This is a genomic window from Pseudomonas sp. PS01300 (genome assembly GCF_029960155.1).
GTDB lineage: Bacteria > Pseudomonadota > Gammaproteobacteria > Pseudomonadales > Pseudomonadaceae > Aquipseudomonas > Aquipseudomonas palmensis.
On record NZ_JASCPN010000009.1, the window covers coordinates 115,090 to 134,164 of the forward strand.

Annotated in this window: 12 protein-coding genes; 10 read left to right on the forward strand and 2 right to left on the reverse strand. The window is 55.8% G+C overall.

Annotated elements, in window-relative coordinates; all coding sequences use genetic code 11:
• Nucleotides 1-35: 35 nt before the first annotated feature.
• Nucleotides 36-770: an XRE family transcriptional regulator gene (locus QMX96_RS07915; protein ID WP_282361525.1), complete on the reverse strand. Its 735-nt coding sequence runs from the start codon at nucleotides 768-770 to the stop codon at nucleotides 36-38.
• 465 nt (nucleotides 771-1,235) lie between these two features.
• On the opposite strand from QMX96_RS07915, the gene QMX96_RS07920 reads away from it, so the two are divergent.
• Nucleotides 1,236-2,021 carry an IclR family transcriptional regulator gene (locus tag QMX96_RS07920; protein ID WP_043859787.1) on the forward strand — a complete coding sequence of 262 codons (786 nt, stop codon included), beginning with the start codon at nucleotides 1,236-1,238 and terminating at the stop codon, nucleotides 2,019-2,021.
• Nucleotides 2,022-2,094: 73 nt separating this feature from the next.
• On the opposite strand, the gene QMX96_RS07925 is transcribed toward QMX96_RS07920, so the two are convergent.
• A complete protein-coding gene (locus QMX96_RS07925; protein ID WP_282361526.1) occupies nucleotides 2,095-3,351 on the reverse strand; it encodes an MFS transporter in 1,257 nt (418 codons plus the stop codon).
• A gap of 621 nt (nucleotides 3,352-3,972) precedes the next feature.
• Between QMX96_RS07925 and QMX96_RS07930 the strand changes: the two genes are divergently transcribed.
• The 9 genes from QMX96_RS07930 (at nucleotide 3,973) to QMX96_RS07970 (ending at nucleotide 18,870) form a co-directional block, all read left to right on the forward strand.
• Nucleotides 3,973-5,133, forward strand: a complete 1,161-nt coding sequence (locus tag QMX96_RS07930) for an iron-containing alcohol dehydrogenase (protein ID WP_282361527.1) — start codon at nucleotides 3,973-3,975, stop codon at nucleotides 5,131-5,133.
• Nucleotides 5,134-5,215: 82 nt separating this feature from the next.
• Nucleotides 5,216-6,712: a CoA-acylating methylmalonate-semialdehyde dehydrogenase gene (locus QMX96_RS07935; RefSeq protein ID WP_043859784.1), complete on the forward strand. Its 1,497-nt coding sequence runs from the start codon at nucleotides 5,216-5,218 to the stop codon at nucleotides 6,710-6,712.
• A gap of 184 nt (nucleotides 6,713-6,896) precedes the next feature.
• Nucleotides 6,897-8,123, forward strand: coding sequence for an MFS transporter (locus tag QMX96_RS07940; protein ID WP_200893442.1), 1,227 nt, complete (start codon nucleotides 6,897-6,899; stop codon nucleotides 8,121-8,123).
• 34 nt (nucleotides 8,124-8,157) lie between these two features.
• Nucleotides 8,158-8,358: a sulfur carrier protein ThiS gene (thiS, locus tag QMX96_RS07945; protein WP_116053986.1), complete on the forward strand. Its 201-nt coding sequence runs from the start codon at nucleotides 8,158-8,160 to the stop codon at nucleotides 8,356-8,358.
• Between the two features lie 523 nt (nucleotides 8,359-8,881).
• On the forward strand, nucleotides 8,882-10,456 hold the full coding sequence (locus QMX96_RS07950; protein ID WP_282361528.1) for a GMC family oxidoreductase: 1,575 nt from the start codon (nucleotides 8,882-8,884) through the stop codon (nucleotides 10,454-10,456).
• A gap of 90 nt (nucleotides 10,457-10,546) precedes the next feature.
• A complete protein-coding gene (locus QMX96_RS07955) occupies nucleotides 10,547-12,355 on the forward strand; it encodes a thiamine pyrophosphate-binding protein (protein ID WP_282361529.1) in 1,809 nt (602 codons plus the stop codon).
• Nucleotides 12,356-12,591: 236 nt separating this feature from the next.
• Nucleotides 12,592-13,725 (forward strand): carbohydrate porin, encoded by a 1,134-nt coding sequence (locus tag QMX96_RS07960; RefSeq protein ID WP_282361533.1) that lies wholly within the window; start codon nucleotides 12,592-12,594, stop codon nucleotides 13,723-13,725.
• 90 nt (nucleotides 13,726-13,815) lie between these two features.
• Nucleotides 13,816-14,511 carry a hypothetical protein gene (locus QMX96_RS07965; RefSeq protein WP_253086675.1) on the forward strand — a complete coding sequence of 232 codons (696 nt, stop codon included), beginning with the start codon at nucleotides 13,816-13,818 and terminating at the stop codon, nucleotides 14,509-14,511.
• A gap of 582 nt (nucleotides 14,512-15,093) precedes the next feature.
• Nucleotides 15,094-18,870: a hypothetical protein gene (locus QMX96_RS07970; protein ID WP_282361530.1), complete on the forward strand. Its 3,777-nt coding sequence runs from the start codon at nucleotides 15,094-15,096 to the stop codon at nucleotides 18,868-18,870.
• Nucleotides 18,871-19,075 lie beyond the last annotated feature (205 nt).

The window sequence follows — 19,075 nt, forward strand, 5'->3', positions numbered from 1 at the left end:
CGTTTGCCCGGTTTGCGAGTGGCGCGCGTGCTGACTCAGCCCTCACCACCCCACAGGATGGTCGAGCTATCCCCTGTCATGTACTCGCGCACTTCCAGCGGCACGGACAGGTCGCTGGGCAGTATCACAGTCGCGTTCCTGAGGTGCTCGCGGCGGATCAGCCCTTTGTCCACGTATCCAAGCGCCATGCGCGTAGAGAACGGCTGCCGGTAGGACGTGGACGCTACACCGGTTATCAGGCCGTAGAGGAAGCGAATGGGGCGTCGGTGCTGTGGCGTAAGGATCGAGCAGGTAATCTCGTTGCGCTGCTTGCTCTCAAAGTCGATCATGAAGATTCGGTCGCCCAGCAACAAGCAGAACCCGTGATAGGTGAACGAGCAGCCGATTTTTCCACTGCCATCCAGCAGCGGGAAGCGTTCCACGGTGACGTACTGCACCATCGACTCAGCGCGGTACAGGCAGGTGACCGAGCGAAGAATGCGACCCTTGTAAATTGACGAGTTGTGATAGCGGTAATAAACACCCAGATAATCGTTCAATTGCTCAGGCGAGTTTTTGGCCAGTGGCAAGAAGTGCGTGAACTCTTTTGATGAGCGGAGCCCCATCGGCAGTTCGTTTTCAAATCCTTCGTAGAAGCTTTTAAACTCAAGGGGCGATCGGAATAAGTCGTCAACCTCCATCATGAAATACCTGGAGATTTTCTGCAGGATTTTCTGAGAAGGCAGGTGCTGTCCCGCGAGATACTTTGTTGAACTGTTGCCGATTGACATCAACTTTTCGACACAGGTCTGCAACAGAACGGCAGGACTCTACAAGCGTCATTAAGTTTTTCTGAAGATTGAGCTGCAAGTCGTACCGGTTTTGACTGCGTTCAACTAGATTGGGCGTAATCGTTACAGGCATTTCTTATAATCCTCCACTACGAATAGCGGCCCGCCCAAGCTGTAAGCTTCGGCAGTATCACTCCCAATACTGGAGGAAACTGGGGGCACACACTTCATCGAGCTACACGGTGATTGAAAACTCAAGCATGCTTTGTGCCATCTGAAGCAAGGCAGGGTTTTCAATGGCATTCTCCGATTTTTGAGTTTTGCTGTCTCAATCCTGTACATTCTGCGTCAGAATCGACGTTCGGTCTACTGTGTCGAGCAATGTATCCGCTCTGTTTCAGGTCTTTGAGGGTGGGCACGCCGCTGCATGTTCCGTAACTGACTTATGACAAAATGGTGTTTTGAATGAGTGAAAGTAACACTGGCAGGATTAAGGGATCCTCCATCTCGCGCGTCATGGAGATTATCGAGGCTGTCGCGCTGGCCAAGGCGGCCCTGTCCCCGGCAGACCTGGCATTTATGTTGGATATTCCGAAGCCAAGTATTCATCGCTTGCTTCAACAGATTCAGGCTGATGGTTATCTCCAAACCAATATGCGTGGGCTGGTTGTGCCAACAGCGCGGCTTCATAAAATAGCCATGGGCGTCATTTACGCCAGTCGCTACAAGGCGCTCCGGCAATCAATTTTGCGTCGACTGTCAAGTGAGTTGGATGAGACTTGTGGCATCGCGATGCCCGACGGTATTGATATGGTGTATTACGACCGTGTTCAAAGTGACTGGCCATTGCAGTTGCACCTTCCTGAGGGGGCGCATGTTCCCATGTGGTGCACGGCCAGTGGAAAGTTGTACTTGAGCACATTCTCTAAGTCTCGCCGCCAGCAAATACTTCAAAATCTCGCCCTCAAGCGGCTCTCGAAAAATACTATTACCAGTGCTGAGCAACTGGAGCTTGAGCTGTTGAAGATCAGGTCGACAGAGATCGGTATCGATAACGAGGAGTTTGTAGAGGGCATGGTGGCTTGCGCGGTGCCTATCAAGGATGCAAGTGGGCGCCTCATGGCGTGCCTCTACGCGCATGCACCGACGGTGAGGAAGAGCCTGGCGGATCTGCTCCGATTCCAGCCAAACCTTCAGCAGGCGGCGGCGGAACTGTCGAGCCTGGTGGAGGAACCCTTGGGGGAGGAGTAGGGCGTCCTGATAACGCATAAACCAGGGAGCCCCTGGTTTATGCGGGTGGTGCTGAGACCTGGCGAGCCGGCGCTTAACGCACGGCGAGATTTCCGGGGGTGGTGCACGCCTGGTTAGCTGCCTTGGTGCGTACGCTCAGCGGGGCGATGACGGTGACGATCGCCATGAGTACCAGCGGCAGGTAGAAGAGTGCTTCGATTCCGTAGGTGGTAATGATCAGCGAGTAGATAGCTGGGCCGCCGAGCATGCCGAAGAAACCGATGCCGTTGACGATGCCCACGTTTCGGCCTGCGTTCGCAGGATCCTTCTGGCCGGCCGCACCCAGCATCAGAGGAGCGATGCAAGCCAGACCTGCACCCAGTAGCGCACAGCCGACGACGCTCATGAGCGGCTCTTTGCTAAGGGTGGCACAGAGCATGCCGACGATCGATACGACGCAGCTCAGGAACAGCATGCTTGCGCGGCCAATTCGCGCCGCCAGCCAGTCACCGGTCAGGCGAGCAATGAAGCCGGCACCAGTGTAAAGGCTGATGGCCATGCCTGCGGTGGTGATGCTCATGCCGCGCTCGCGGTGCATGAATTCCTGTCCCCAGTCGCTGACAGAGCTCTCACCAATCATGCCGGCGATCAGGATGAGGCCGAATACGACCATCAGAGACAGTACGCGCCAATCCATCTGGCTGGTCGAGGCAGCAGCACCGGTTGGTGTTGGTACAGGCAGAAGGTCATCTTTGCCGAGCATGAATTTGCTGGTAATCAGACCCAGGATGGCAAGTGACACGCCTGCGGTTGTGAAAGGAATAATGGCACTGTCGGTGGAGAAGCCGGCCAGGTAGCTGGCGATGAAGCCGAACAGGAAGCCACCCAGTGAGAAGAAGGCGTGGAAAGAGGACATGATGGGGCGTTGATAGTACCTCTCTACCTCCACACCATGCGCGTTCAGGGCTGTGTCTGTGGCGCCGCGCAAGAAACCGAGCATGCAGGCGAACACCATGGCGAACCAGTATTCAGGGGCCACCGCCAAGCAAATGAACGAGACCGGATAGGCGCAGAGGAGTACTCGCAATACAGCTCGCGGACTGAAGTAGTCGACCGCGTAGCCGACCAGGAAAGCGCCGAACGCAGCACCCACGGCGATACCCAGTGCCAGCATGCCGAAGTCCATGTCGCCCAGGCTCCCGGAGAGGCCAAGGTGATTGCGAAATGCAGTGACGCCGACAGACCATGTGTAGAAGAGGGCGCCCAGAAGCATGAAGCCAGAGAAGGTTGCCATGCGCGCATTGCGGATTTTGGGTGTCACGAGAGAACTGTTTTGATTGTTGGATTGCATTTTATCACCTGCCCGGAAGTAGCTTGGGATTGCTCTTCCTTGATTGGATTGTTATTGCCTAAGGCTTTTAGACAGTGATGAATCTTGACGTCTACTGCTTGTTGTTTTGGCTGTTATCGCCACTGTTAGCTTGCGCGCTTGATTCGCAACGGTGCTGCTCGCTCTATCTTGCACCTGGTTGATTCCTCAGGCTCGATCTGCTGGTCGAGTGACCAGGCAGCTCCAGCTTCCCGGGTTCTCCGTGCGCTCTACGCATCCCTGCAAAGAACCGGTGACTCGATTTTTAACTGACGGAGTCACTGCCTCACAATTTCGCATCGCGATCCTGATAGACGCACTCTGAAGCAACCTCGACGCACTCCGCGAACAATCCCGCAGCACAGTCGCAGCGCATGGTTCGGTGTGAATCGCCGCATCGCCGAACATCTGAGCCGTGCATCAAATCCCGAGAGCCCTGTAGCAGATGGGTTTGAAGCTTTTTTGCCCTTCGCAATCGAGAGTGCCGGCCTTGCAGGCACGAAAAAAATCACCAAGACACCCTCGACATAAAAAGCCAATAGCGATACGTTTTGTCTCGTTATATAAAAATATTGGTTTCTGAAAAGCCTGGAGGTGTGATCCATGTCGGTACAAGCCATCCTGCCGCGAATCATGGAAATCGGAGGCGATGCCAGCCTCAAATTGCCAGATGTGCTCAACTCGCTGGGCTGCCGGCGACCTTTGATCATCACGGACAAGGTGATGGTCAAGCTGGGCTATGCCGAGCGCCTGACCTCGTTGCTGTCGGAGCGGGATATCCCTTCCGAGGTGTTCGACGACACCGTGCCCGAGCCCACTGCTGCTTCCATCGCTGCCGGCGTTGCCCGGGTGCGAGAGGGGAGCTTCGACTCGATTGTCGCGCTTGGAGGCGGTAGCCCAATCGATAGCGCCAAGGCGATTGCCATCCTGGGCAAGTTCGGCGGCGAGATTCAGGACTATCGTTTCCCCCGTCAGGTCAACGAGGCAGGCCTGCCGATCGTCGCTGTTCCTACAACGGCAGGCACCGGGTCGGAAGTGACGCGCTTTACGATCATCACCAATGAAAAGACTGACGAGAAGTTGCTCTGCGCAGGTGTCGGCTTCATGCCTGTTGCCGCGTTGATCGACTACAAGCTCACGCTGACTCTGCCTGTTCGAACAACGGCCGATACGGGCATCGATGCGCTGACTCATGCCATCGAGGCATACGTCAGTCGTAAGGCCAACCCTTACAGCGATACGCAAGCACTGGCAGCAATGCGCTTGATCGGGCCGAACCTTCGCCGGGTTTACGAAAACGGATCTGATGAGGAGGCGCGCGAAGCCATGATGATCGGCTCAACGCTGGCCGGTATCGCGTTCTCCAACGCTTCCGTTGCCCTGGTGCATGGCATGAGTCGTCCCATCGGCGCTTTCTTCCATGTGCCTCACGGTCTGTCGAACGCCATGCTCCTGCCGTGCGTGACGGCGTACTCAATCTCGTCTGCGCCGGAGCGCTATGCCCAATGCTCGCGTTCCATTGGGGCGGCAAGCCCAAGCGATCCGGATGCGGTTGCCAATGCACGGCTTGTCAGCTTCCTGGAAGCGATCAATCGCGACCTGTCGGTGCCAACTCTCCAAGAGTTTGGTGTGACCCGCGAGCGCTTTGATGAAGTGGTGACGACCATGGCCGAACAGGCACTGGCTTCGGGCTCTCCAGGCAACAATCCGCGAGTACCGAGCGTAGAAGAGATGGTGGAGCTGTACCAGGCTCTCTGGCGGTGAACTGTCCCGTTTGTGCTTAACGCTGGTGTCGCGACTAACCGTAGTTATCGCATTTTTTGAATTCGAAGTAGGAGATTACTAGATGAACACGATCGGGCATTTGATCAACGGCGAAGTTCGCCTGGATGACAACCGTACTCAGGATGTCTTCAACCCGGCTACCGGCAAGGTAGAGAAATGGGTCGCCCTGGCCAGCAAGGCCACTGTTGAGGAGGCGATTGCCGCGGCAGAGGCTGCATTCCCCGCCTGGCGGGATACCCCGCCGATGAAACGGGCCCGCGTCATGTACCGCTTCAAGGAATTGCTGGAGCAGCATGCTGAGCGTATCTGCACTCTCATTGGTGAGGAGCACGGCAAAATCTCCCACGACGCCGCTGGCGAACTGCAGCGCGGTATTGAGAACGTCGAGTATGCGTGTGGTGCTCCTGAACTGCTCAAAGGTGAGCACAGCAAGAACGTAGGCCCGAACATCGATTCCTGGAGCGAGTTCCAGCCTCTGGGTGTTGTGGCGGGCATTACCCCGTTCAACTTCCCCGTGATGGTACCGCTGTGGATGTTGCCCATGGCCCTGGTCTGCGGCAACTGTTTCATCCTCAAGCCTTCCGAACGCGATCCTAGCTCAACCCTGCTGATCGCTCAGCTGCTGCATGAAGCTGGCCTGCCAAAGGGTGTGCTGAACGTGGTGAACGGTGACAAGGAGGCAGTTGATACCCTGCTGCATGATCCTCGTATCCAGGCCGTCAGCTTCGTGGGCTCGACCCCGATCGCGGAGTACATCTACTCCACCGCGACTGCGAATGGCAAGCGCTGCCAGGCCCTTGGCGGTGCGAAGAATCATGCGATCGTGATGCCCGATGCGGACCTTGATAACGCGGTGAACTCCCTGCTTGGTGCGGCCTTTGGCTCGTCCGGTGAGCGCTGCATGGCATTGTCGGTCGCTGTCGCCGTTGGTGATGCAGTAGCAGACGCGCTGGTCGAAAAGCTGCAGGTGGCAATGAAGCCTCTGAAGGTCGGTAATCACACCGAGCGTAGCAATGACTTCGGGCCGGTTATCACTCGCCAGCACCAGGAAAAGGTTGTCGGCTTCATCTCCAGCGCCGAAGCTCAGGGGGCCAGCGTGGTCGTTGATGGTCGTGACGTCATCGTCCCTGGCTTTGAAGATGGCTTCTTTGTTGGTGCAACTTTGATCGACAAGGTCACCGCCGACATGTCCAGCTACAAAGCCGAAATTTTCGGCCCTGTTCTGCAGGTCATCCGTGTGAACACCATGCAAGAAGCCATGCAACTGATCAACGCTCATGAGTACGGCAATGGCACCTGCATCTACACCCGCGATGGCGAAGCCGCCCGTTACTTCAGCGACAACATCCAGGTGGGCATGGTTGGAATCAACGTGCCGCTGCCGGTACCGGTGGCTTCACACAGCTTCGGCGGTTGGAAGCGCTCTCTGTTTGGCGACCTGCACGCCTATGGCCCGGATGGCGTCCGGTTCTACACCCGTCGTAAAACCATCACGCAGCGCTGGCCGTCGGCAAGTGTTCGTGAGGGCGCAGAGTTCTCGATGCCAACCATGAAGTAGTGATCGAGTCGCAGAATAACCACCGCCTGGTGCGGTGGTTTTTTTTGCCCCAACCAAAGTGCTTCACTTCGCGTCGATGTGGGCCGGGCTGCGAAATGGTTCGCATCGGGTGGGCTGGTCAATACTCTTCAAGGCGTGGTGAGCACTGCAATGGCCGCTGTCAGCGGAGGTTACGGAGGATGGTGTGAGTTCCATTGATATTGCGGTTGAGAAAGCTCCAGAGGGGCTAATTGACGCCACGATTTACAAGCGCCGTCGAGCGCTTTTTTCGCTGTTTTTCATCATTGGTCTTTGCATGGCGACATGGGTGTCCCGCACACCAGATATTCGGGACAGCCTCTCTGCCACAACCGCAGAAATGGGGATGGTGCTGTTCGGGCTTTCCTTGGGCTCGATCATTGGCGTGTTAAGCGCTGCGGTATTGGTTCGGCACTTCGGAACCAAACCCATCGTATCGTTTGGGGTGTCATCAGTTGTTTTGAGTTTATCGATCATGGCAGTGGGTGCGTCACTTTCCATTGCCCTGGTTGTGGCGGCAGGCTTGTTTGCCTTCGGGCTCGGCATGGCAACCGCCGAAATTGCTCTCAACATAGAGGGAGCGAATGTCGAGCAGATCATTCGACGATCAGTGCTGACGCAACTGCACGGCTTTTTCAGCTTCGGGACGTTTCTAGGGGCTGTATGCGGCATAGCGCTCACTGCAATGAAATTTCCCGTGGCCCTGCATCTGCTTTGCGCGGTGGGAGTGGGCATGGTGATCGCGGCTACTGCCTTGGGACACATCCGACCGGGACTTGGCAGGCGACCGGTGGCGGGGCAGGGGAACTCGACGGCTGAATCACCCAGCCTGGCTTTGCACTTGAAAGATGTTCGGCTGCTGTTGATCTGCATCCTTGTGCTCGCAATTGCACTGGCTGAAGGGGCGGCGAGCGACTGGCTGCCGCTGTTGATGGTGGATGGCCATGGCTACAGCGGCGCTGCCAGCTCGATCGTCTATGCCGGTTTTACCGCCGTGATGACCATAGGGCGATTTGCTGGAAGCTACTTCATCGAGCGTTTTGGTCGTGATCGCGTGTTGCGGGCCTGCCTGGGGCTAGGCGTGGCGGGCCTGGCAGGTGTGATCTTCATCAACCACCCGATACTCGCCGGGCTTGCAGCGTTGCTCTGGGGGCTTGGCGTCTCCATCGGATTCCCGATTGGTATTTCTGCCGCGGGTGATACGCCCAATGATCCGGAGGCTCGCGTGTCAATTGCCTCAACGGCGGCCTACTTCGCGTTCCTGGTCGGTCCCCCGATGCTTGGTTTTTTGGGAGAGCACTTCGGGTTGCGAATGGCGATGACTCCGGTTCTTGCGATGTTGACGATCGTGTTCTTCCTGGTTCCAGCGGTTCGTTCCCGCAGCCGTACATAGTGTTCGGTGTCATCCGGTTTGTTGAGGTGCAAAAGTGCGTGTAAGTCTGAATGGAGAAAACTTCAATCTCCCCTTGGATGCGACGGTTGAGAGACTGATCGAGCTTCTTGGACTTTCCAATCGGCGCATAGCTGTCGAGCTCAATCAGGATATCGTTCCTCGAAGCCTTTATTCGATTACCGAGATTTGCGAAGGCGACAGGCTTGAGGTGGTGCACGCCATCGGCGGGGGTTGAGCGAGCGTGCAACTGTTCAGGCGATTAGTCGAGGCGAGCGAGCAGATGGCTGCTATACCCGCTGCAGCTGGCCGCAGCCATGAAGCATGCGGTGATAGACGCTTGACTGGCCCATCTGGCAGACCGGATGCCTCGAAATCCGTACACCAGTGCGTCACCTGCGATGAACATGCCAATCACTGACCGGGGCTTGTGCTCCGTAGTCGACGCGTTCCAGCGTTAAAGCACAGTTAGGCGTGTGCCAATCACGTCATGGGCGGCTCCAGCAACGTTGCTAAATCACACGCAACCCCTCTAGTTCGGGGGGCTGCGGCGTGCCGTGCTGGGGGGCTCACTTAGTGCGTCAGTGTGCGTCGCCTTTGGAGGGGGCTGCGAAATTGAGCTCGAAAGCCGTAGTGCAAATACTGGCACCACTAGCGTTGCTTCATGGGCCCGAGATGAGCCGGTGGGTAGAGGTTGGAGGTTCAGCCCTGTGACGCATCAGTTAGCTGCCTGTTACGTGATTAGTGAGGCTAAGAACAAGATGGAAACAAAACCTGATGTCATTGTAATAGGCAGCGGGGTCGGTGGCGGGGCCACTGCCCGTCGTCTGGCTGAGAATGGTGTGAATGTGCTCATCCTTGAGCGCGGCGACTGGGTTCCTCGCGAGCAGGACAACTGGAGTGTGTCTTCGGTGTTCTTCGAAAAGAAGTACACCGCGCACGACACCTGGCTGGACGCCAAGGGCGAAGCGTTTCGCCCGAGCATCTATTACAACGTAGGGGGTTGCACCAAGTTCTATGGTGCATCGCTGATCCGTTTCCGTGAGAAAGATTTCGACGACCTGCTTCACGTTGAAGGCCTGTCGCCAGCCTGGCCCTATCGCTACAAGGACATCGAGCCTTATTACCAGGAAGCCGAGGAGATCTTCAACGTTCACGGCGACGACACGGACGATCCAAGCGCGCCCTGGCGTAGCCAGGCCTACCCGTACCCTGCGATGGCCACCGAGCCCGTCGTCGCCAAGATGGCGAAATCGATGCGCGATTACGGCGCACGCACTTCGGCACTTCCGTTGGGCCTGAATCACTTTGAAGGTGGCAATTGCATACGCTGCAAGACCTGTGACGGCTTTCCTTGCCGCGTAGGTGCCAAGAGCGAAGCTGAGACGGCCTTGATTCAGCCAGCTTTGGCCACCGGGCGAGTGACACTGTCGACCAATACGCTTGTTCAACGCCTGCTGCTTTCCGAGGACGGCAAGCAGGTGACAGGCGTTGAGGTCATGCGTAGCGGCAAGGTCGAGGTGCTGACTGCGAAACTGATCGTCGTGGCATGCGGTGCGATCAACAGCGCTGCGCTTTTGCTCAGGTCTGCCTGTGCCCAGGCGCCAGGCGGTGTGGCGAACAGCTCTGGGGTGGTAGGCCGCAACTACATGGCGCACAACCAGACGGCGCTCATGGGCCTCTCGTTGAAAGAGAACGACACGGTGTTCCAAAAGACGCTTCAGATGAACGAGTTCTACTTTGGCGCTGATGACTACTCGTTCCCGTTGGGACACGCCCAGATGCTGGGCAAGCTTCAAGGTGGGATGCTCTCCGCCAATGTGCCATACCTGCCGAAGATCGTGGGCGTGACAATGGCGAAGCACAGTATCGATTGGATTGCATTTACTGAAGATCTGCCTGATCCAAACAACCGGGTGCTGTGGAAGGATGGAAAGGTCCAGCTCGACATCCGTCGTAACAATCTCAAGCCGCATAAAGTCCTGGTTAAGAAGTTGGCGTCGCTGATTAGGTTGAGTGGCTATCCGGTTGTACTGACCAAGCCGTTGTTGAAGCACTCCACTTCGCACCAGTGCGGAACTGTGAAGTTTGGCAATGACCCGGCGACGTCGGCGTTGGACCAATATTGCCGCAGCCACGATCAAGACAATCTTTTCGTGATTGATGCTTCGTTCATGCCGTCGTCTGCCGCTGTCAACCCGGCGTTGACCATCGCAGCGAATGCCTTCCGGGCTGCCGATCACATGCTGAAAAAAGATTTCGGCATCGATGTCACCAAACAACCCGCAGAAGCCAAGGCCAAGGCCTTGATCTATGGAGCCGCCGTGAGGCGTTAAGCGTTCCGCCAGCGCCGCTCTGGCGTGAATGCAGAACTGATGTGTGCGACCAGCTCGCAGTAGCTTTTATTTAATAATGAGGAACAGCAAATGGCTGATACAAAAAAGAAAATGACCGGCGGCGAAATCATTGTCGAATACTTGATCCGCGAAAAAGTGCCTTACGTATTCGGCATTCCTGGTCATGGTAATACTGCGCTGCTCGACGCTTTTGTTGATCGCAAAGACGAAATCGCACTTGTTCCTGCTATGCACGAGCAAGGCGCTTCGCACATGGCCGACGGCTACTACCGTGCGACCGGCCAGATCGCCGCAGTCTGCGCATCGATCGGCCCAGGTGCCACCAACACACTGACCGGCATCGCCACAGCGTTCGCCGACTCCCTGCCGCAATTGGTCATCAGCGGCGGTGTGCACACCTACATGATGGGTAAAGGCGTTCTACAGGAGCTGGATCGTCCGCATCCGGACAACTTCCCACGTATGGCCGAGCCGGTGGTCAAGCGCTGGTGGCAGCCAAGCCATGTTGATCAGATCCCTGGTGTAATGACCCAGGCCTTCAACGTCATGCTGGAAGGTCGTCGTGGCCCGGCGCTGATCAACATGCCGCAGGATCTGCAAGCCGAAGAGGCCGCAATTGATCTGCCAGCACCCCAGACCCACCGTTCTCACGGTCGTCTGCATGGCGACCCCGTCGACATCGCAAACGCGGTCAAGCTGTTGCTTTGCGCCCAGCGCCCGGTGATTGTCGCCGGTGGGGGGGTAATTGCTGCCAATGCCAGCCCTGACCTGGTTGCCATTGCAGAACACGTCGGCGCCGCTGTAACCACTTCCTTCATGGGTAAAGGCTCCATCCCTGAAGACCACCCGCTGTACGCGTGGCCGTGCGGTGACCTGGGTTCGATCCCGGGTAATGCCATGACCCGTGAAGCGGACGTCATTCTGGCCGTTGGCTGCCGCTTCAGCGACCGTATCACCTCGTCGTATCGTCCAGGTGTGACCTTCGATATTCCGAAGACCAAGTTGATTCAGATCGACATCGATGGCTTCGAGATCGGCAAGAACTACCCAGCTGAAATCGGTATCGTGGGCGATGCCGGTGCCATCCTGAACGCCTTGCTGGCAGGCCTGCGTGAGGCTGCACCGGCCAAGGACTACACCAGCGATCCTCAGTTCCTGCGCCTGCAGGAGCTGAAGGCGAAGTGGGAAGAGCACCTGCATCCGCTGCGTACCTGCAACCACTCGCCGATGAGCGTATCCCAGGTGCTTTTCGAGGCACGCAAGGTACTGCCACGCGATACTGTGGTCGTTACCGACTCCAGCAACCCGCAAAACCAGGTCTTCAACGAGTTTCCGGTATATGGGCCTAAGCAGCACATCACCCCGGGTGGTTTCTCCGGTATCGGCTTCGCTGTACCAGCCGCAATCGGCGCCCAGATGGGCCTGCCAAACCAGCACGTTGTAGCGGTGTGCGGTGATGGTGCCTTCCTGCAGACCGGGCAGGAGCTGGCGACTGCAGTGATGATGGGGGTTCCGGCGATCTTCCTCATCATCAACAACGGCGGTTGGGGTGCTATTCGCAACCTGCAGCTGAACATGTTCGGTGAGGACCGCGAAATCATCACCAACTTCAGCAAGCCAGACGGCAGCAGCTACATGGCCAACATCGCAGATTTCGCCAAGTCGCTCGGTGCACAAGCCGAACGCGTTGAAGATCCTGCACAAATCGGCGCTGCGCTCAAGCGCGCCATGGCATCCGGTCAGCCGTACCTGGTTGAGGCCATTTGTTCCATCGAGCGTCCGTACAGCAACATGCACCCGACTGGCTGGTGGGACATTACTGTTCCCGCCTACCTGGGTGACCTGCGCGACGAGTACGTCAAGAACCGCGGCTTCTAAGCCGTCTTGTAATACGGGCCGGGCCGCTTCGGCGGCCTGTGTCTTATCACCGTCAGAATCCATAAAGATTAGAACTTCGCTTTTATGACGCGCGCAATGCGTGTCACGTGCTGCCAATCCGAATTAATGACAAGAAAAAAGGAAATGGTATGAATCTCGGTAAGCGTATTTGCTTGGCCGTTCCGGTCTTATTCAGTGTGTCTGCGGCGTCAGAAGCAGTGCAGTTTAGCGGCTATATGCGTAGTGGGGTAGGTGGGGCAACGTCGGGGGGCAGGCAATCCTGTTTTCAATTGCCCGGCGCACCTTCAAAGTATCGTTTGGGTAACGAATGTGAACAGTATATAGAACTTGATTTGCGGCAAGATGTCCTGACGCTCGATGACGGTTCTGTTGTCAGTCTTGAGGGGATGGCTCAGTTATACAATGCGTATGGACATTCACTGGATTTTACCGGCGACTACGGCTATGCCAGGATGAACCAGATGTACACCGAGTGGAGCAATGTCAGCTTCTTGAACGGTGGTTCGCTCTGGGCGGGTCGTCGTTTCTATAAGCGCAATGATATCCATATCTCGGACTTCTATTATTGGGATCAAAGCGCTACCGGCGCAGGTCTCGAAAACTTCGAATACGACGGCTTGAAATACAGCTACGCATTCTCGCGAAAAGACAGCGTGTTCCAGAAGAACGATGTCAGTCGGCACGACTTCAACGTAAGTGGCTTTCGCTCCAACCCCAATGGTCACCTTGAGTTCGGCGTCAGCTTTCTTGACAAGCCGAGCCGAGACGACAGCAACAGTGGTTGGGCCGTGACCGCGCAGCACAAGCAGGATGCGTTTCTGGGTGGGGTCAATACCGTCGCGTTGCAATACGGTGAAGGGCCAGGAACCGGCTTGGGCAACACCGGTGACGTCACCCTGGATCGTACTAATCGCAGTTGGCGGGCGGTCGAGTACTTTGACTGGAAAATGTCAGAAAAGTGGAGCGGGCAGGTTCAGGCGGTATATCAGAAAGATATCCGGGACGATGGTGGAAGCCAGGAGTGGACATCCGTGGGTGTGCGCCCCATCTATGCAATCACGAACCAATTCAAAATTGTTACAGAAATCGGGCGAGATCAGATAGAGGCTTCGGATGGCACTCGCAAGCTGACGAAATTCACTGTCGCGCCGACCTGGTCGCCTAAAGGCCCAGGCTTCTGGGATCGACCTGAAATCAGATTCTATTACACCTACGCCTGGTGGAACGATGTTGCCCAGCGTGCAGCTGATGCCATTGCAGAAGGATCAGCCTTGTCTACCACGGGGCCGTTTGGAGGTGCTAATCATGGTAGTAACTTTGGTGCGCAAGTAGAATATTGGTGGGAATGATGATGGTGTGGCCGCCGGCTAGTTGGTAAACGGCCGCGAGCAGACTGCATGTTTATAACCCATTTGCTTTTGAAGATTGAGGATGACCACATGGAAACTAACATTCAGCGCCCATTGCAGTTCTCGGACGAGTTTGTAGAAAGTTATCTTGTTGAGAACGTCAGGAATTTTACCGTGGCAGGGGGTGTCGTGGTGAACCTCGACCATGAGCCCATGCACATCGGCGGCCCGGTACCGAGTGTAATCCCAGGGTGGAAGTCGGCCACCTTGTTCAACGGCATCATTACCAGCGCCAAGCGCGTCGCGGTCTTGCGTGTTCAATCCGAAACCAATCTGGGCGGGCTGGTTTTTGGAGAATGGGATTGGTTCGGCAACCGCTTTGCCAAATTCCCTCGTACGACTCCGCTGTACATCTCTCGTTATGACCACGTGGGGTCGGTGAAGCTTGATCCGTTCGTCTTCGCCAATCAGCGTGAAGAGGCAGCTGATGTCCGGGATTACAACGTTCGCATCAACCTGTGGTGGGCGCCGACAGGTACTGATTGCTACATGCATAACGAGCACCCCTTTCTGGAAATCCATACTCAGATCCATGGGGTAGGGCGCATCCAGAAGTTTGTGGACCGTGACGAGAGCACGCTCTACGAGCAGATCGTCATGGCGCCTGGCTACACCCATGACCCGTTCTCTCATGTTGAAGAGAACGGCCTTCCGACGTACCCATGGCACCGTTACTACTCCGATTCGGACTGCATCTGGCTGGCTATCGAGTTCCACCCGGAGTGATGATCAGGTTTGGATCGTGTGCACCTGACTGTTGATTCAGATGAGATCTCCCCATGAGAAGGCGCTGGCGACTGGCATGGTGTGGGGAAGGAGCAAGGAGCCTACATCGGTGCAGTGCATCGATGCAGGACCGGCTGAACGACCGTGTTGAACTCCAAGGCAATCGCCAGGCCGAATGATGAGCATGTCCAGGTCATGAAGCAGTATGCCGGCAGTACGAGACATCACGTACATGAACTTACCAACGCTACACACGATTTAACAAGTGGGCGATGTCGAATGTTCATAAACGCCACAAAAGCCCTATGTTACTAGCTCAGTGCTCCTGAAATGAAATCATCTGTTCATCGATAGGTGTTCATCGATCTAGCTTCCCGTCATCCATTTCGTCGCCCGTCCATCCAGGCATGGTTCAGCTGGGTCCACTTCAGCAAGAGGGGCGCTTACGTGGTGTTTCGTGACCGAATGTGGCATATAGCCTCTATGGAATTGTTGCAGCGTCAAAGCTGCATCGACTGGACTATTAGCGGTCATTCGCCTGCTCAGCGGGACACGGAAGGCCATTGCATGGGATCGGGGTAGATGCTGGCAGCTAGTAAAAGTCGTCTAGGCTTGGCGTGGAAAGCACTTGTGTTTGGAGGGAAATCTGCATGGAGGGTGCTTTCTACCCGTCACCGGGGGGACAACGTTGACCCCTTCTTTGAGCCCTTGACACCCGTAATTGTGACGGATGGCCGATCGGCCCGGTATGAGCGTGAGCTGCTTCATGCACTGGAAAACCCAGATGTTCTGAACATCGCGCTCACAGGTAGCTATGGCGCCGGTAAGAGTAGCGTGTTGAAGACGTTCTTCAACAATCATCCACAGTTCAACCACACCTATGTGTCTCTTGCGACCTTCAGCAAACCCACCTCGGGTTTGACACCTCAGCCGAGTGGTCAACCTTCTGAGCCTGACTCGGAACCTGAAGGGCCGGCTGCTAATGAGGGCGAGAACACACCAGGCGATGTCGACCTAGTCAATCGCATTGAAGAGACCATCGTCCAGCAACTGCTCTATGCGGTGCCCGCAGCGAAAGTGCCCAAGACTCGCCTGAAGCGGATTGCCCAGGCCTCAACCCTCAGTATCAGCATGCGCACCCTCGGATTTAGTCTGCTTGCCATCTGCGCTTTGAGGCTCTATGTGCCCAAGCTCGCGATGATAAAAACCGTGTCGCTGGAATGGCTGATCAAGGGCTTGATGGTTGTTCCCGAGTCTGCAGCACTGGCTGGTGTGGCTATCGGTGCTGTCTATCTGCTGTACTCGGGGTTGAGGTTCATGTCCCTGTTCACCATCGATGGCCTGACCCTCAAGGGTGGCAAGCTTGAGGCGACTCATCATGGATCGGTGCTTCATAAAAACGTCGATGAGATCCTCTATTGCTTCGAGCGCAGTGATATCAGCGTAGTGGTCATTGAAGATCTGGATCGTTTCGACATCCAGGACATCTTCTTCAGGCTGAGAGAGATCAACTTCATCATCCAGCGATCACCTCAGGTCAGGCGTTCTGTCCATTTCGTCTATGCCATCCGTGATGAGCTGTTCACGGTCACGGACAAGACGAAATTCTTCGACCTCATCATCCCCATCATCCCTGTGATCAACTCCGAGAACTCCAGGGAAAAGCTGGTCGAGCTCATGAAGGCGCGCCATGTGGCCGGCAAACCGCTCGATGATGGATTGAATCTCAAACTCATAGAGACGGTTTGCTACTACATCGATGAAATGCGGCTGATCAAGAATATTGTCAACGAGTATGACGTCTACGCGAATGTACTGGCTAAGGACGGTCTGGAGCTGGATCCCAACAAGCTGTTTGCCATGGTTGCGATTCGAAACCTGCACCCTAATGCCTATGCGGACTTGGTCAAGCGGCGGGGCGCGATCTACGGCGTCGTTGATGGCTACGCAATGTGGGTAAAAGCTCAAACAGATTTACTCGATACGGAAGCTCAAGCGCTAAAGGATCAGCGTGCAGCACGTGAAGACGAGGTGGCCGATAGCGTGGAGCATTTGCGAATGTCCGTCTGGTTTGAGATTTTGAAGCTTGGGAATAAACCCACTGCAAACCACGTTCGGCTAGATGGCGGGACTACCTTCACGCTATTGGACTTCGTATCTGACCCTGTGTTCGCCCAGGTTGTAGCATGCCGAAGCGTGCAACCTATGGTGATTTCACACTGGCAGGATGTCGGACAAGCCGTCCTATCTAAAAAGGCTCTGCAAGCAGCTCGTTACGATGAGCGCCTGGAGCTTTTCCAGACCTCGTTTGATGAGCTGGATGAGCAGTTCGACACGAACCGACGCAAAGTGCAGCGTCTCAAAACGGCAGGCTTCCGACAGATTGTATCCATGGGGTACGGCAATGAAGTTGCCAAGCGTCTGAAGGGGTTGGAACTCATCGTCTTCCTGGTTCACCGCGGCTTCTTCGACACTGACTATGTCGATTACCTCGGCTATTTCTACGAAGGCTCACTCACCCAGTCGGACAAGAACCTCATAATGGGAATGGTTCGGGGTGAGGAGTACGATGTAACCACTCCAATACATAATCCGGAGCTTGTGGCCAGAAAGCTGGATCTGGAGTCGGTAGATGGCGGGCGCGGTATCATGGTTGATCTCATCCATGAGCTACTGCACACGCACAAGGATGACGCGGCTGCCAGGAAGGACAAGCTCCGCTTAATCCTTCGAAGTGGTCATGATTACACAGAGCGTTTCGCCGAGGCTGTTGCATCGATTACCCCTCGGTTGCAGGCAACGGCGCTCATAAGAGCCACTTATGACGCAGACTGCGACCTCATCCCTTTACTGCTTAATCATGATCGGTTTAAAGCACCCACATTGAGGCAGCAGTTCCTCGTTGCGCTTCTGGATGTTCTGATACCCAAGGAGATGCAAACACTCGACGATAAGTCTCGCGGGCTACGGAAGGCCATCAGTGAGCTTCGTGAGGCATCGGTTGTCGCCGCGAAGATTGCGAGCAACCAGAGCGGATGGAGGTGGGTCAGGGATCTGCCGGCACAATTCTCTAACCTTGATTCGAGTGCCACGGCTGCAGATCTGCGGCAAATGGTGGAGTGGGGGTGTTTGGCACTGAACCTCAAAATGCTGCAATTGCTCTGCCAGACACTGGATCCGGGTAATCAGAGCGATAGGGTAACGTACCAACGGCTCAGCAAGCTGGAAATTACTGGCCTGGACAGCATGATCGAGGAGGATCCGGACGGTTTCGTGGCGCAGCTCGTAAGCCAAGAGGGGGGGCTCGAAGAGACACCGGAATCGCTCGTGGCCTTGTTCGGACTTTGTCAGAGCGAACCCTACACACTGGAGGTATTGCTCGAAAAGACAACCTGCAGCGTGACTGACCTTGACGCGGTACCGACCTCGTTATGGGCGAAGATCCTGACGGCGGGACGTGTTCACCCTTTTGGTGATGCGGCTTGGACGTATTTCAATCGGGCGCTTGTAGCTGATAAAGAATCCGAAGACTTCGTCGATTTGGGTGAGTCGGCACTGGCTACATTCGTTGATTTCCTCCAGCACAACGCTCAAGACCTGGCTGAAGAATTATGGCAGGACGCGAATCGCAACGATGTCTTGCAGACGTTCCTCATTCGCGCGCCGCAAGTCGACAATGCAACCCTTCGCACGCTTCTCTCGAAGGTCGTGTTGAGCCCAGGCGTTGTCATGGACACCGCGGCGCCGGGCAATCGTTGGGCGGTGTTCGCCAACGGTGACATGGTCGAGTACAGAGAGGAGATTCGGGCATTCATTACCGATCACGCTTTCTCTTACCTAGGGGCTTACCTCATCCACCGGTGGGGCGTCGCCCGTGATCAGATGGACATGTCAGCGTTACCGGTGTCGTTGGCCCTTGAGCTCAGCAATGCAGAGGTGTGCTCGCCAGCTGAAGCCATCGAGATTTGGTCGGGCATTCCCGGCGATGCCTATGACACATGCGAAGGTGCCGTTGAAGCATTGGCTGGGGTTTGTGATCGCGCAACACGTGATGGATTGCGATTCCCGATGGCCTACCTTCCGACGATACTAAGGCTGCTTCCGACTGGGGCGCTTTCTAGAGAGCAGCGGATCAACGTACTGATTCATGCTCTCTCAATGGGCTGCAATTGGCTAGAAGTGGCTGAAGTGTTGCCACTCGCGGGTGAGGAGTATCAGGCTTTACTCAAAAAGAGGCGTGTGAATTTCCCGGTTAATGATGTGGATCGCCGACTGATCGATGCACTTGCTACAAGGGGTTTTGTGGGGGCCGTCAAACCTGAAGCCAAGCGGATTGTGGTTTGGAGCAAACGTAATTGAGCCGTTATTTTATGGCTATTCCGTGCACCTTCAAATAAGCCTGGAGCTTGCCCAGCCTGTGAGGCTTGGAGTGTCTACGTGTAGTGGTCAACTGATCCCGGACACTGAATTGAGTTTTTCCTCTGCGACCGCAGGCGGTAGCCCTTCGTTGAATTGATGCGGTCGCCGCCAGTTGTACCGCTCCATCAAAAACCGACTGATATCT